This is a genomic window from Amycolatopsis sp. DSM 110486 (genome assembly GCF_019468465.1).
Lineage (GTDB): Bacteria > Actinomycetota > Actinomycetes > Mycobacteriales > Pseudonocardiaceae > Amycolatopsis.
On record NZ_CP080519.1, the window covers coordinates 8967010 to 8980652 of the forward strand.

General features: G+C 70.9%; 20 protein-coding genes. 13 read left to right on the forward strand and 7 right to left on the reverse strand.

Going from position 1 to position 13643, the window contains the following annotated elements; all coding sequences use genetic code 11:
• Nucleotides 1–115 precede the first annotated feature (115 nt).
• The 5 genes from K1T34_RS43315 to K1T34_RS43335 all read left to right on the forward strand — a co-directional run bounded on the left by K1T34_RS43315 (nt 116) and on the right by K1T34_RS43335 (nt 3728).
• The gene (locus K1T34_RS43315) at nt 116–1141 is read left to right on the forward strand and encodes an amidohydrolase family protein (RefSeq protein ID WP_220240431.1); all 1026 of its coding nucleotides are present in this window, start codon (nt 116–118) and stop codon (nt 1139–1141) included.
• Nucleotides 1141–1893: an iron-sulfur cluster assembly protein gene (locus K1T34_RS43320; RefSeq protein WP_220240432.1), complete on the forward strand. Its 753-nt coding sequence runs from the start codon at nt 1141–1143 to the stop codon at nt 1891–1893. Before K1T34_RS43315 ends, K1T34_RS43320 begins: the two co-directional genes overlap by 1 nt.
• Complete coding sequence (locus K1T34_RS43325) at nt 1890–2915, forward strand: NAD(P)-dependent alcohol dehydrogenase (RefSeq protein ID WP_220240433.1); 1026 nt, start codon at nt 1890–1892, stop codon at nt 2913–2915. Before K1T34_RS43320 ends, K1T34_RS43325 begins: the two co-directional genes overlap by 4 nt.
• Before the next feature lie 67 nt (nt 2916–2982).
• The gene (locus K1T34_RS43330) at nt 2983–3303 is read left to right on the forward strand and encodes a putative quinol monooxygenase (protein WP_220240434.1); all 321 of its coding nucleotides are present in this window, start codon (nt 2983–2985) and stop codon (nt 3301–3303) included.
• Between the two features lie 92 nt (nt 3304–3395).
• Entirely contained in the window at nt 3396–3728 is a 333-nt protein-coding gene (locus K1T34_RS43335) for an amidohydrolase family protein (protein WP_220240435.1), read from the forward strand.
• A gap of 41 nt (nt 3729–3769) precedes the next feature.
• On the opposite strand, the gene K1T34_RS43340 is transcribed toward K1T34_RS43335, so the two are convergent.
• Entirely contained in the window at nt 3770–4345 is a 576-nt protein-coding gene (locus K1T34_RS43340; protein ID WP_220240436.1) for a TetR/AcrR family transcriptional regulator, read from the reverse strand.
• 110 nt (nt 4346–4455) lie between these two features.
• Here K1T34_RS43340 and K1T34_RS43345 point away from each other — a divergent pair, with 110 nt between their 5' ends.
• Nucleotides 4456–4908 (forward strand): iron chaperone, encoded by a 453-nt coding sequence (locus K1T34_RS43345; protein ID WP_220240437.1) that lies wholly within the window; start codon nt 4456–4458, stop codon nt 4906–4908.
• Between the two features lie 115 nt (nt 4909–5023).
• On the forward strand, nt 5024–5398 hold the full coding sequence (locus K1T34_RS43350) for an antibiotic biosynthesis monooxygenase (protein ID WP_220240438.1): 375 nt from the start codon (nt 5024–5026) through the stop codon (nt 5396–5398).
• On the opposite strand, the gene K1T34_RS43355 is transcribed toward K1T34_RS43350, so the two are convergent.
• Entirely contained in the window at nt 5308–5919 is a 612-nt protein-coding gene (locus tag K1T34_RS43355) for a helix-turn-helix domain-containing protein (protein WP_220240439.1), read from the reverse strand. The genes K1T34_RS43350 and K1T34_RS43355 overlap by 91 nt on opposite strands.
• 29 nt (nt 5920–5948) lie before the next feature.
• On the opposite strand from K1T34_RS43355, the gene K1T34_RS43360 reads away from it, so the two are divergent.
• The 6 genes from K1T34_RS43360 to K1T34_RS43385 all read left to right on the forward strand — a co-directional run bounded on the left by K1T34_RS43360 (nt 5949) and on the right by K1T34_RS43385 (nt 9348).
• Nucleotides 5949–6110 carry a hypothetical protein gene (locus K1T34_RS43360; RefSeq protein WP_220240440.1) on the forward strand — a complete coding sequence of 54 codons (162 nt, stop codon included), beginning with the start codon at nt 5949–5951 and terminating at the stop codon, nt 6108–6110.
• 34 nt (nt 6111–6144) lie between these two features.
• A complete protein-coding gene (locus tag K1T34_RS43365) occupies nt 6145–6453 on the forward strand; it encodes a flavin reductase family protein (protein ID WP_220240441.1) in 309 nt (102 codons plus the stop codon).
• On the forward strand, nt 6450–6749 hold the full coding sequence (locus K1T34_RS43370) for a hypothetical protein (RefSeq protein ID WP_220240442.1): 300 nt from the start codon (nt 6450–6452) through the stop codon (nt 6747–6749). The genes K1T34_RS43365 and K1T34_RS43370 overlap by 4 nt, the downstream gene beginning before the upstream one ends.
• Nucleotides 6750–6774: 25 nt before the next feature.
• Nucleotides 6775–8397, forward strand: a complete 1623-nt coding sequence (locus K1T34_RS43375; protein ID WP_220240443.1) for an NAD(P)/FAD-dependent oxidoreductase — start codon at nt 6775–6777, stop codon at nt 8395–8397.
• 71 nt (nt 8398–8468) lie between these two features.
• Nucleotides 8469–8813, forward strand: a complete 345-nt coding sequence (locus K1T34_RS43380) for a helix-turn-helix domain-containing protein (protein ID WP_220240444.1) — start codon at nt 8469–8471, stop codon at nt 8811–8813.
• Nucleotides 8814–8901: 88 nt separating this feature from the next.
• Nucleotides 8902–9348: a hypothetical protein gene (locus tag K1T34_RS43385; protein ID WP_220240445.1), complete on the forward strand. Its 447-nt coding sequence runs from the start codon at nt 8902–8904 to the stop codon at nt 9346–9348.
• A gap of 4 nt (nt 9349–9352) precedes the next feature.
• Here the strand turns inward: K1T34_RS43385 and K1T34_RS43390 are convergent, their stop codons facing one another.
• The 5 genes from K1T34_RS43390 to K1T34_RS43410 all read right to left on the reverse strand — a co-directional run bounded on the left by K1T34_RS43390 (nt 9353) and on the right by K1T34_RS43410 (nt 13623).
• The gene (locus K1T34_RS43390; protein WP_220240446.1) at nt 9353–10123 is read right to left on the reverse strand and encodes an NAD(P)/FAD-dependent oxidoreductase; all 771 of its coding nucleotides are present in this window, start codon (nt 10121–10123) and stop codon (nt 9353–9355) included.
• A gap of 283 nt (nt 10124–10406) precedes the next feature.
• On the reverse strand, nt 10407–10934 hold the full coding sequence (locus tag K1T34_RS43395; RefSeq protein ID WP_220240447.1) for an NAD(P)/FAD-dependent oxidoreductase: 528 nt from the start codon (nt 10932–10934) through the stop codon (nt 10407–10409).
• A 128-nt stretch (nt 10935–11062) separates the two neighbouring features.
• On the reverse strand, nt 11063–12202 hold the full coding sequence (locus K1T34_RS43400; RefSeq protein ID WP_220240448.1) for a CoA transferase: 1140 nt from the start codon (nt 12200–12202) through the stop codon (nt 11063–11065).
• Complete coding sequence (locus K1T34_RS43405) at nt 12195–13013, reverse strand: enoyl-CoA hydratase/isomerase family protein (protein WP_220240449.1); 819 nt, start codon at nt 13011–13013, stop codon at nt 12195–12197. The genes K1T34_RS43400 and K1T34_RS43405 overlap by 8 nt, the downstream gene beginning before the upstream one ends.
• Nucleotides 13014–13044: 31 nt before the next feature.
• The gene (locus tag K1T34_RS43410) at nt 13045–13623 is read right to left on the reverse strand and encodes a TetR family transcriptional regulator (RefSeq protein ID WP_220240450.1); all 579 of its coding nucleotides are present in this window, start codon (nt 13621–13623) and stop codon (nt 13045–13047) included.
• Nucleotides 13624–13643 lie beyond the last annotated feature (20 nt).

The following is a 13643-nucleotide window of genomic DNA, read 5'->3' on the forward strand; positions in this document are numbered from 1 at the left end:
GCCGCCGCACTCTCGTGTCTCAAATCGAGACAGCAAGGGCCACCTCCACCGGCAATGATCGCCCTAAGTTCCGGTCTTGACGTGCCGATGTGGTCACGAATGCGGAGGAAAGCCCATGTACAGCAAGGACGGCGAGAAGTACTTCATCCTCGACGCGCACGTCGCGCTCTGGGACGCGCGGCCGGAGAACCAGCGCAACATCCACGGCAAACAGTTCATCGACTGCTTCTACGACTACCACCGCAACCTCAGCCCCGAGTCCGAGGTGTGGTCGTACGAGGACTACCTCTACTACGGTGGCGAGCGGCTGATGAAGGACCTGTTCACCGACGGGTACGTGGACCACGCCATTTTCCAGCCCGCGGCGCTGCCCGCCTTCTACAACAACAACTTCGGGCAGACCGACGAGGCGTTCGCGCTGGCGCAGAAGCACCCCGACAAGCTCACCTACAACCACTGCTGGGACCCGCGCTACGGCGAGGACGGCCTCAAGCAGCTGCGTGAGGACGCCAAGCGCTTCAACCTCAAGGGCGCGAAGCTCTACACGGCCGAGTGGTTCGGTGACTCGCGCGGCTGGAAGCTCGACGACAAGTGGAGCTACAAGTACCTGGAGGCCGCGCAGGAGCTGGGGATCAAGAACATCCACATCCACAAGGGCCCGACCATCCGGCCCCTGGACCGCGACGCGTTCGACGTCGCCGACGTGGACAAGGTCGCCACCGACTTCACCGAGCTCAACTTCGTGATCGAGCACTGCGGCCTGCCGCGGCTCGAGGACTTCTGCTGGATCGCGACGCAGGAGCCGAACGTGCACGCCGGCCTCGCCGTCGCGATGCCGTTCATCCACACGCGACCGCGTTACTTCGCGCAGATCGTCGGCGAGCTGCTCTACTGGCTCGACGAGAATCGCATCCAGTTCTCCAGCGACTACGCGATCTGGACGCCGAAGTGGCTCGTCGAGAAGTTCGTGGACTTCCAGATCCCCGAGGACATGACGGAGTACGCGCCGCTCACCACGGAGATCAAGAAGAAGATCCTGGGCCTCAACGCCGCGGCCATGTACGACATCCCGGTGCCCGAGGAGCTGCAGGTGAAGAACCCGCCCGCGGACGCGAGGGCCGAAGCGGCGGCGGTTGCCTGATGCCCGATCTCGAACAGCTGGCGCGCAGTGCGCTCGACTCGGTGTACGACCCTGAGCTCGACGAACCCATCACCGATCTGGGGTTCGTGCGTTCCGTGGCCGCGACCGAGGACGAGCTCACCGTGCACTTGCGGCTGCCGACCTCGTTCTGCTCGCCCAACTTCGCGTACCTCATGGCTTCGGACGCGAAGGACGTGCTCACCGCCGTCGGGGGCGAGCGGCGCGTGGTCGTGCAGCTCGACGACCACCACGACTCCGACCTGATCAACCGCGGACTCGCCGCCGACGCCGGGTACCTCGGCACGTTCGGCTCCGAGGCCGAGAAGGACCTCGACGAGCTGCGGCTCACCTTCCGCCGCAAGGCCCACACCGCCGCCATGGAGCGAGCGCTGACGGGCCTGCTGCGCGCGGACAAGGAGTTGAAGGAAGAGGACCTGCACGACGTGAAGCTCGGCGACCTGCCGGCGGGCCGCACCACCGCTGCCCTGGTGCGGCGGCGGACGGCGCTCGGCCTGAGCGTCGAACCGGGTGAACCGGTGCTCGTCGACGAGCACGGCGAGCCTTACCCGCGCGAGGAAGTGCCGCTGCGGCTGCGGTTCGCCCGGTCGATCCGGATCTCGATCGACGGCAACGCGCATTTCTGCCGCGGTCTGCTTCGCACGCGTTACCCCGGGTCGGAGACCGACCAGACGACCCGGCCGCACGACCCGTCCGTTTCGGCTGTCGCCGGTGAGGAGGCACGAGCTTCGTGAAGGCTGTCCAGGTCGTCGGGTACGACGAGAAGCTGCGTATGACCGACGTTCCCGAACCCGAGGTGACCGGGCCGCACGATGTGCTCGTGCGCATCGGCGGGGCGGGTGTGTGCCGCACCGACCTCCACATCCTCGAGGGGCAGTGGGCGGAGAAGTCCGGCGTCACGCTGCCTTACACGATCGGGCACGAGAACGCGGGCTGGGTGCAGGCCGTGGGCTCCGCGGTCTCGAACGTGGCCGAGGGCGACAAGGTGATCGTGCACCCGCTGATCACGTGCGGGCTGTGCCCGGCGTGCCGGCGCGGCGACGACGTGCACTGCGAGAACAGCCAGTTCCCCGGCATCGACACCGCCGGCGGCTACGCGCAGGTGCTCAAGACGTCGGCTCGCAGCGTGGTCAAGCTCGACGACTCGCTGGAGCCCTCGGACGTCGCGGCGTTGGCCGACGCCGGCCTGACCGCGTACCACGCGGCGGCCAAGGCGTCGCGTCGCCTTCACCCGGGCGACAAGTGCGTGGTGATCGGCGCGGGCGGACTCGGGCACATCGGCATCCAGGTGCTCAAGGCGATGACCGCGGCCGAGCTGATCGTCGTCGACCGCAACGCCGACGCGGTGAAGCTGGCCGAGTCGATCGGCGCGGACCACGGCGTGGTCGCCGACGGCGGCCACGTGGCGGCCGTGCAGGACCTGACGGGCGGCCACGGCGCGGAGGTCGTGGTCGACTTCGTCGGCGAGGGCGGCGCGACGCGCGACGGCGTGGCGATGCTGCGCCGCGCGGGTGACTACCACGTGGTGGGCTACGGCGAGAACATCAACATCCCGACGATCGACGTGATCTCCACCGAGATCAACTTCATCGGGAACCTCGTCGGCTCCTACACCGACCTGTGCGAGCTGATGGTGCTGGCCGCGCAGGACAAGGTGAAGCTGCACACCACGAAGTACTCGCTCGACAACTTCCAGCAGGCCCTCGACGATCTCGACGGCGGCCGCATCCGCGGGCGGGCGATCCTGGTCCCGTGAGCGCGGCCGTCCACAGCGGACGCGCCCGCGTCGGCGCTACGCTGCTGAGGGCACGAAGGAGGAACAGATGATCTTCATCACCGTGAAGTGGCAGATCAAGCCGGAGTACGCGGACCGGTGGCCGGAGCTCTCGCGGGAGTTCACCGAGGCCACGCGAGCCGAACCGGGCAACAAGTGGTTCGACTGGTCCCGCAGCCTCGACAACCCGAACGAGTACGTCCTCGTGGAGGCCTTCGCCGACGACGCGGCCGCGGCGCACGTCAACGCGGACCATTTCAAGAAGGCGCAGGCCGACTTCCCGCAGTACCTGCAGAAGACCCCGGACATCATCAACACCACGCTCGACCAGGACACCTGGTCGGAGCTGGGCGAGATGAAGGTCGGCTGAGGCACCCCGGACACGACGGCGGCGGCGCACCCCTGAGTGGGTGCGCCGCCGTTTTCGTCTGCCGTACCCCCTCGATCGGCGGTGGCGTGTCTGTGGCGATCGAAACGGAAGCGGCATGGTCCCGTGGTCGGGACCAGCCGGCGGCGCGAGGGAATCGACGGGTTGATCGGCGCCGGCACGACGGCGCTCGACGTGCCGGACGGCACGGTCCTGCCGGCCTTGACGTCCTGAACTCCTTCGCCCTCAAGCTCGCCGGCATCACCGAGGACACGCCCGAGCCGCCCGGCGGCATCATCGAACGGGACGCGTCCGGCCGCCTGGCCGAACGGCTCGTGGACAACGCGCTGCACCTCGCCGAGCACCTGCTGTCCCCGGCCGACTTGGCCAAGCGGGTCGAAGGGTTTCGCCGCGCGTCGGGCGACTGACGGCCGGATCGCGCACCGACCGGCGGCGAGTCCACAAAGGATCAAGTGGCGTACGCGGCCATGAACAGGTCGATCAGGCCGTCGACCGCGGCTTCGTCGACCGGGCGGGTCGAGAGCAGGGCGCGGTAGTAGAGCGTGCCGCACAGGACCTCGGCGGCGAACCCGAGCTCGGCGTCCGCCTTGAGCTCGCCGGTGCGCTGGGCGAGGGTGATGCGCTCGAGTGTGCTCTTCTCCACGGTCACCAGGAACCGCTCGTGCAGCGTTGCGCGCAGCGCATCGTCGGACTGCGCTTCGGCGATCACCGCGCGGTACACGGGCCCGATCGGGGGCGTGGAGAGGGCGGGTGCCGAGCGGAGGAACTGCTCGCGCAGGTCGGCGCGGACGTCACCGGTGTCGTGGTAGTCCAGGTCGGTCGTCCAGACGCGGGCGAGCGCGTCGAGCAGCAGCGCGGACTTCGACGGCCAGCGGCGGTAGATCGTGTGCTTCCCGACCCCGGCCCGGCGCGCGACCGCCTCCATGCTCAGCCCGGCGTAGCCCACCTCCGTCGCGAGGTCGAGCGTGACCCGCAGGAGCTCGTCGGTACGCGCGGCGCCTCGGCGCCGGGGTCCCTCGGCCATGGCTGGGGAGTCTAACGGCACGGACCGTGCCATTGACAGGTGTCGACGGGGAAGCAATGCTGAGCCCGGATCGGCACGGTCCGTGCCGATCTGGACGGAAGGGGAATCTGATGGCCACCAGACAGGCGGCTCGGCGCGAGGGCTTCAGCGCCGAAGAGCGCGCGGCGATGAAGGACCACGCGAAGGACCTCAAGGCGGCCGCGCGTGGCGGCTCGAAAGCCGAGAAGGCGGCGCAGGCGCGCCAGGACGTGCTCGACAAGATCGCGGAGCTGGACCCGGCGGACCGGGAGCGGGCCGAGCGCGTGCACGCCGTCGTCCTGGCCGCGGCGCCGCAGCTGGAGCCGAAACTCTGGTACGGCATGCCGGCCTACGCCCTCGACGGCAAGCTCCTGTGTCACTTCCAGCCGTCGGCGAAGTTCAAGACGCGCTACCCGACGCTCGGTTTCAGTGACTTGGCGAAGCTCGACGACGGTGCGCTGTGGCCGGTCGCGTATGCCGTGACCGAGGTGACCGCCGAGGTCGAGAAGCAGATCACCGCGCTGGTGCGGCGGGCGATCGGCTGATCTCGCGTCGTCCACCGGGGAGGCTGCACGGTTGACATCGCGTACTTGTGACGGTCGGCACGGGTGCTATACGCTCGCGGGCGGTCACCGTGGACCCGTTCGCAGGAGGTTCGAGATGTTCGTCGCGCTTTTCTGGGGCAAGGTCAAGCCGGAGTGGCAGAACGACGAGTACGCCGCGATCGGGGCGCGCATGTTCGAGCGGGCCTGCGCGATGCCGGGGTTCGTCGCGCTGCACAAGCTCGACGTGCCGGACGGGCGTGAGCTGGCCATCGCGTACTTCGAGACCGAAGAGCACATGCGCGCTTGGTACGACGATCCCGAGCACCGCGCCGTGCAAGCGTTGGGCCACCGGGAAATCCTCGACGACTACACGATCGAGATCCTCGAGCTGACGCGCTCCTACACCAAGGCGACCTCGACTTTCGAGGCCACCGAGGAAGATTGCTGCGCCGCGGACGAGCTCGTGGCCGGGCTGCGCGCGAAGGCCTGATCCCGCCCGGAAAGGGCCCGGCCGGGTGAGGTGCCGTAGAGCTCACGGTGGAGCGCGGCGAAGCGGTGGGCGTTGCTGAACCCCCACCGCAGCGCCACCGCCGTCACGGTGGTTTCTTCCGCGCTCTTGGCCACGAGCTCCTCGTGGGCGCGCCGCACCCGGAGCTCGCGCAGGTACTTCATCGGCGAGGGCAGGTCGGCGCGGTGGAACGCCGCGCGCAGGCCGCGCACGCTCAACCCCGCCGCGGACCAGACCGGGGAGATCGTGGTGGTCAGCTGGCTGCTCGGCGGTGAGCAGGTGCCGCTGCTGTGGCACCTGCCGCGCCGGCGCACCGCCGTTCGCGCCAACGTGCTCGGCGTGGTGGTCCGCCCGCACCCGCTGTGGGCGACCGCGAGCGGCCGCCGGCGCAACGCGGCCCGTTGCTGCCGGAGGAACCGGTGCCCCGGCTCACGGGGCAGACGCCGGTGGACTCGGCCGGGCTCAAGAGCGTGATCAAGACCGGGGTGAAGGACGGCCTGCATTTCGAGCAGGGCGAGGTCCACAACGGACTGTGGTGCTGCTCGGTGCGCTCGAACCCACCCAGGCCGACGAACGGCTCGCCCTCGCGGCGATCTGCCTGACCGCGCCGGACGTCGTGCAGGAAAGACGAATCCATCGCGTGCTTCGGCAAGAGGCGTTCAACACGATCGTCGGGCTCACCGCGGGCGGGTGAGGCAGACTCGGGACGCCGCTCGGAGAGGAGTGTCATGAGCGTGACCACGGGAACCGCCGGCGTCGACGGCGGTCTGTTCCGCGAGGCCATGGCGGGGGTGTGCGCGCCGGTGTCCATCGTGACGACGCTGCACGACGGGGTTCCCCACGAAACCATGGTCAGCGCCTTCGCGGCGCTCTCGGCCGATCCGCCGCTGGTCAGCGTCGCACTGGACACCGGTTCGAGGGTGCTGGCCCGCGTGCGGCTTTCGGCGGTGCCGCGGCTGGACGAGCCGCTGACCTACCACAACCGGGCATTCGGAACCCACCTGCCGCAGCAGGTCGAACGGGAGGAGAAGGCGTGAAGGTCGTCATCGGTGCGGAGCTTCGGCCGACGGTGGTCGAAGCCGAGGAGCTGAGGTCGCTGTCGGTCGAACGAGCCGAGGGAGTCACCGAAGCCGACGTCGACGCGGCGTTGCGCGGCGCCGGAGCCGGCACCGCGGCCGGCGGGCACGCGTGGCTGTCGGTGGCGTGGCTGCGGGGCGAAGGACCAGGTGACGATCCACAGTGGACTGAAGCGTTCGGGAAGATGATCGTTTACGCTGAGAGCAAGGGCTGGACCGATCCGCGACGGGACGCGGTGCGGGCCCACCTGTCGTGACGAGGACGGCGTGAAGGGGAAGTAGATGCCGGACGCGATCGTGATCGGCAGTGGCGTCAACGGGCTGGTGGCAGCGGCCGAACTGGCCGGTGCGGGTTGGTCGGTGACGCTCGTGGAGCGCAACGACCGGCTCGGCGGGTTCATCGCGAGCGAGGAACGCACGCTCCCGGGCTACGTGCACGACACGTTCTCCTCCTGGCACCCGCTGTTCGTCTCGGGCGGCGCGTACGCGGCGCTGGGGGAGGAGCTGCACCGGCACGGGCTCGTCTACCGCAACGCCGACGGGCCGCTCGTCGCGAGCATCGCCGACGACGGGCATGCCGTGGTCGCGCACCGCGACCCGGAGCAGACCGCGGCGGAGTTCGCGCACGCCGAGGACCGCACCCGGTACCTGAAGGCGTTGCAGGACTTCCTGGACCACGCCGGCCCCGTCGGCGGGCTGATGGGTTCGGAGCTGCGCTCGCCTCTGTTGTTCAAGCACGCCGGCGGGCTCGCGCGCGGCCTCGGCCGCACGGGGACCGAACGCTGGCTGCGTGACTTCGTGAGCAGCGGCCGTTCGTGGTGCGCGCGGGAGTTCACCGGCTCCGAGGTCGACCACCTGTGGATCCCGTGGCTGCTGCACGCCGGCCTGGCCCCCGACCAGGCCTCGGGCGGGTTCCTCGTGCCGGTGCTGGCGGCGACCATGCACGGGTTCGGCCTGCCCGTGGTCGAGGGTGGGGCCGGACGGTTCGTCGAGGCGTTCCGATCGCTGCTCGAAGCTCGGGGTGTGGAGATCCGCACGGGCGCGCCGGTCGAACGCATCCTCGTCGAAGGCGGCCGCGCGGTCGGTGTCGTGGCCGGCGGTGAGACCCTGCGGGCCACGCGGGCCGTGGTCGCGTCGGTGACTCCGACGGCGCTGTACGGCGAGCTGCTGCCTGCCGGGTCCGTGCCCGAGCAGGTCACCGACGAGGCCCGCCGCTTCCGCTACGGCCGTGCGGAGCTGCAGATCCACGTCGCCTTGTCCGCGCCACTGGACTGGCGCGACGAGCGGCTGCGCGAGATCCCGCTCGTCCACGTCTCCGACGGTTCGGCGAGCACCGGCATCGCCTGCGCCCAAGCGGAAGCCGGCCTGCTGCCGGACCGCCCGACGATCGTGGTCGGCCAGCAGTACCTGCTCGACCCCTCACGCGTGCCCGAGGGCGCGGCCGCGTTGTGGTTGCAGCTGCAGGAAACGCCGTTCGCCCCGGTCGGTGACGCGGCGGGGGAGCTCGACGTCACGGACGGCTGGACGTCGCGGCTCGCCTCCGCCTACGCCGACCGCGTGCTGGACCGGATCGCGCGGCACGCGCCCGGGCTGCGGGACAAGGTGCTGGCCGTCGACGTGATCACCCCGCCCGACCTCGAAGCCGCGAACGTCAACGCCGTCGCCGGCGACCCGTACGGCGGCGCCGCCGAAGTCGACCAGAGCTTCCTGTGGCGCCCGTTGCCCAGCGCGGCCCACCACCGTACGCCGGTGCCGGGGCTGTGGCACATCGGCGCGTCGACTCACCCGGGCGCCGGGCTCGGCGGCGGCTCGGGCCACCTCGTCGCCCAGAGCCTCACCACGCCGTCGCGCGTGGAGACGGCGAAGTCCACGCTGACGTCTTGGTTGAGGGGCTCGCGCCCCTGAGCGCGGGCCCGTGACGACGGGTGCGGCGGCCGGGAAACCACCTCGCATCAGCGGTCGCGGCGGCAGGCGGGATGGCGGCCGGCAGCGAACCCCTCGGCACCCCGCCCGCGAAGGCGGTGCTGCGCCGCGCGCGGGCGATCCTGCGGTCGTTGGACGCGAGCTCGTCCGTGCTCGGGATCAGCGGGCTGGCCCGCCGCAGCGGCCTGCCGAAGGCGACGGTCCACCGGCTCGTGCAGGAGCTCGTCGAATGCGAGCTGCCGGAGCGCGACGGACACCGCTACCGCCTCGGCACGTGGCTCTACGAGCTGGGCCAGCGCGCGCCTGCCCACCGGTCGCTGCGCGTGGTCGCGAGCGAGGCGGGCTTCGGCGAGCGGGACCTCGTGGAGGTGCTGCGCGCGTCTCGTCCGGAGGTATGAGACGGCGGCCGAGGTTCGTTCGCGCGGTCGATCTTCGCCGTCGCCGGTTGCGGGAGTCTCGACGCATCGGCACACGAAGGAGACCCCGATGCTGAAGACGGACTTCATCCCCGGGCCGCAGTGGCTTCCGCAGGGCAGGATCACCGGGCTGCCCGCGTGGTACTTCGTGCTCGTGGGGCTGCTCGCGGCGAGCGGGGACCTCACCGTGCAGTTCCAGGACCGGTACCCGTGGGTGGCGCTGCTGCCGCTCGTCGTGCTCGCGGTCCACCTGGTGTTGTGGTCCACGATGCTCGCGCGGCGACGCCGGCTGCTGCGCGCGGTGTGGCGCCGCAAGCAGGCGCTGGGCCTGGTGGCGACGCTGTTCGTGGCGCGGCTGCTCGTGCAGCTCGGCCTCACGCGGCTGACCGACAGCGTCGCGCCGCTGCACAGCTACACCCACCTGATCCTCGGCCTGATGATGCTCGTGGTGACGACCGTGGGTGCGTGGTTCGACCAGTGGCTGGTGCTGCGCGTGGTGAACAAGGACCGCGCGTGAGCCGTCAGCGGCGGCGCTTCGCGTCCCGGAGCACGCGCTGGGCCGCGAGCCGGCCGGACGTCGCGTTGGTGCCGGCGCCCGGCCAGGTCGCCGCGCCTGTGAGGTAGAGCCCGTCGACCGCCGTGCGGTAGCTGTGGTGGCCCCAGCCGAGCGGGCGGAAGACGAAGTTCTGCGGCAGGTGGTGGCTGCCGCCGACGCTGTCGCCGCCGACCAGGTTCGGGTTTGCGGATTCGAGGTCCTGGGGTGTGTGCACCGCGTACTTCGCGATCCGGGCCGACGCGCCGGGTGCGTAGCGCTCGAGCTTCGCGAGTACGCGTTCGGCCATCGGCTCGGCCGCTTCGGGCCAGGTCGTCGCGCGGATCGTGCCGGCCGCGTCGCCGCGGATCACCGAGGGCACGGTGCGGACCTGCAGCCACGCGACGTGCTTGCCGGCGGGGGCGCGTGTCGGGTCGACGGCCGTGGTCTGGCCGACGACCAGCAACGGGTCGGCGGGCAGGAGGCCGGCCTGGGCTTCGGTGTAGGTCTTGGCGAGGTCGTCGACGTAGGGCGCGGCGTGGACGTCACCAAACTCGGCGAGGTCTTCGCCGGCGGCCCAGGGGAGCGGGCCGTCGAGTGCGAGGTGGAGCATGAGCGTGGCGGGGCCGTAGCGGAAGTTCTTCGCCTTGCGCCGCAGGTCTTCGGGGACGTCGAGCAGCTTTCCGTACAGCGCTCGGGGTCCCACGTTGGCCACGACCGCGCCCCGCGCCCGCAGGCGGGTGCCGTCCGCCGTCCGCACCCGACGGCACGGTCGTCCTCGCGCAGCACCCCGTCGACCTCGAGTCCTGTGTGGACTTCGCCGCCGTGCTCGGCCAGCAGCGCGGCGAGTGCGTCCGGGAGTCGCTGCGCTCCGCCTTCGACGACGGACATGCCGTTTTCCATGTCGGCGAACAGCTCCAGCAGCGGGAACATCGCGCCCCCGCCGACGTCCGGCGCGAAGTCGAGGTGCATGCCCCAGCACGCGGCCATCGCCTGCGCTTCGCGGGTCTCGAACCAGGTTTCGCCGAGCTCGCGGGTGCTCATCAGCAGCGTCCGGGCCAGGTCGAGCGCACCGCGCACCCCCTGCTTCCGGACCAGTCGCGCGACTTCTCCGACGGCGGCTCTCGACGGCAGCGCCGAGCCGTAGAGCGCGAACAGGTGGGTGGCGAACCGACGGTACACCGCGTAAGGCGCTCGAATCCCTCGGCGTCCGCCCGCGAATGGGCGGCGAGGCCTTCGAGCGTCTTCTCGTGGTCGTGGTGGACTCGCAGGCTGCGGCCGTCGGGGAAGACGTTGGAGTAGGGCTGGTGCGTGACTCGGAACTTGAGGCCCAGCCGGGTGAGGTCGGTGCCGAAGTCGGCGTAGGCGGCGCAACCGAGGAACAGGTTCTGGTTCGTCGAGTACAGGTCAGGCTCGAACCCCGGCAGCGTCACCTCCCCGCCGGCGATCGCCCCGCCCACGCTGTCGTTGCGCTCCACGACGGCCACGGACCACCCGGCCTTGGCGAGGTACAACGCCGCGACGAGCCCGTTGTGCCCACCACCGATCACGATCGCGTCGTACGTGCTCACCGGTCCGCCTCGCGCATCGGGGCCCCTCCTCGACTCCGGCTCAGCGTAAGGGTTTTCGGCCCGTCGCGGCTTTCGGCGTGCCCCACCCCAGTCCTCGCCGAAGGTCATCGGCGAGGACCACCCAGGAGCTACGGGCCGAAGACCTCCGCGTTGTGCTCCCCGACGGACGGCGCCGGGATCGGGTCGAGGCGAGCGCCGTCGACCACGAGCGGCGATTTCGGCGCCAGGTGCGGGCCGACGCCGGGCTGGTCGAGGGGTGCGAAGAGGTCCTGGTCCGCCAGTTCGGGGTCGCGGCCGACCTCGGCGAAGGTGCGGTAGCGCTGCCACAGGATGCGGTGGGCGTCGAGGGCCTTGGAGGCGTCGGCGTACGGCGTGGTGGCGAACCAGCGGGCCAGCAGCACCGAGATGAGGTCGCGGTGTTCGAAGCGGGCGGCTTCGCCGGAAAAGTCGATCGCGAGGGAGTCGGCGAGAGCGGCGAAGGCGGCGGTGAGGCCCGTGGCGGCCAGCAGCTTCGTCCAATGGCGTTCGGTCAGCACGACAACCACGACGGCCACGCCGTCGGCCGTGGTGAAGTCGCGGCCGTAGGTGCCGTGGATGTCGTTGCCGGACTTGGCGCGTTCGTGGTCGGTGACCTGGGCTTCGGCGAGGTAACCGAGGTTGCCCGCGGTGGCGAGGGCCACGTCCTCCAGCGCGACGCGCAACGACGCGCCCCGGCCGGTTTGAAGGCGGCGGCGCTCGGCGGCGAGCAGGCCCGTGGCGAGGTACAGGCCGGCGGCGAGGTCCCATGCGGGCAGGACGTGGTTCACCGGCCCGGGCACGTCGGGCGGGCCGGTGATGAGCGGGAACCCCGTGGCCGCCTGGACGGTGTAGTCCACGGCGGCGCCCCCGTCGGAGCGGCCTTCCAGCAGCACGTGGATCACGTCAGGGCGCCGCGCGGACAGCGCGGAGTGCGTGAGCTCGGGATGCCGATCGGTGTTGGTGACGACGACACACGGTCCACCGTGGACGATCAGGTCCGCCACCCGCTGTCGGTCCACTTCGGACGCGAGGTCCACCGCGATCGAGCGTTTCCCTTTGTTGAGCCCGGTCCAGTACAGGCTCGTGCCCGAGTCGGCCAGCGGCCAGCGCGTGCGGTCGGGCGCGCCGCCCAGCGGTTCGACGCGCACGACGTCGGCGCCCAGCTGGGCCAGGGTCAAGCCGCACAGGGGAGTGGCGACGTAGCTGGAGATCTCGACTACCCGCAGCCCGTCGAGCAGTGCCTCAGGCATCGGCGCCGCCCCGGCCGGTGAAGTCGGGCTTGCGGCGTTCCCGGTGCGACGCCAGGCCTTCGCGCACTTCCGGCCCCGCGAACCCGTAGAACTCCAGCGCCAGCGAGGAGTCGAAGATCGCGCCGGCGATCTGCCGGTACCACGCGTTGAGGCTCTGCTTCGTCCACCGGATCGCGTTCGGCGCGCCGAGCGCCAGCTCCCGGGCGAGGCCGCGCGCGGTCGGCAGCAGCTCCGCCTCTTCGTCCACGCACAGCGAAACCAGGCCGATCCGCTCGGCCTCCTCACCGCTCATCGGCCGGCAGGTCATCAGGTAGTACTTGGCTTTCGCCATCCCGCACAGCAGCGGCCAGCAGATCGCCGCGTGGTCCCCGGCCGCGACGCCGAGCCGCGTGTGGCCGTCGACGATCTTCGCCGTTTTCGCGACCACCGACACGTCCGCGAGCACGCCCGCCACCAGCCCCGCGCCGACGGCCGGCCCGTGGATCGCGGACACGATCGGCTTGGAGCAGTCGATGATGTTGTAGACGAGGTCCCGCGCCTCCCGCATGGTGCGCGAGCGGGCCTCGAAATCGGTGGTCAGCTTCTCGACCAGGTCGAACGACCCGCCGGCGGAGAACCCCTTGCCCTCGCCGCGCAGCAGCACCGCGTTCACCGCGGGGTCGCGGTCGAACTCGCGCCAGATCTCGGCGAGGTCGCCGTGTGCGGCCTCGCTCACGGCGTTGAGGTTCGGCCCGTCCAGCACCAGTTCGACCACGCCGTCCTCGTCCGGCCCGTCGACCCTGAGGTGCTCGAAACGCGCGTACCGGCTCATGCGGCTCCTTCCGCTCGTGGATGATCAGAGCTCAGTCTGCACCGTCGGACCCCAGGAGTTCGGCCACGACGGCCGTGGTCGCGCGCAGCACGGCCTCACGGTGGCGCTTGCGGCGGGCGGCCGAGTCGTGGCCGGCGGGGGAGCGGATGTCGGGCGGGGTGAGATTCCACGACTGCGCCAGCGCGAGGGTGAGCATGAGGACGTCGATGCCCTGCTCGACGTCGACGTCGTGCCCGGCGGAGATCTCCGCGGCCTTGTCGAGGTGGGCGCGCACCTCCGCGGCCGACGCTTCGGGGCGCTCGAGCGCCTTCCACTGCATGAGGCGCATCACGGTCGGCTCGGCGACGAGGTAGTCGAACAGCGCGCCGATGTAGCCGGGCAGGTCGTCGGGCGTGAAGGGGACCAGGTCGGCGAGCACGCCGAGCCGCGCGTCGAGGACGGCGTCGAACAGGGCGTTCTTCGAGCCGTAGTACGCGTAGATGGCCTGCTTGTTCGCCGAGGCCGCGGCCGCGATGCGGTCGACCCGGGCACCGGCAAGGCCGCGCTCGACGAACTCGTCGTGCGCCGCCTCCAGCAGGCGGGCGCGGGTCGCGTCCGAGTCGTACGTCATGGCCCCAGGGTAATAAACCA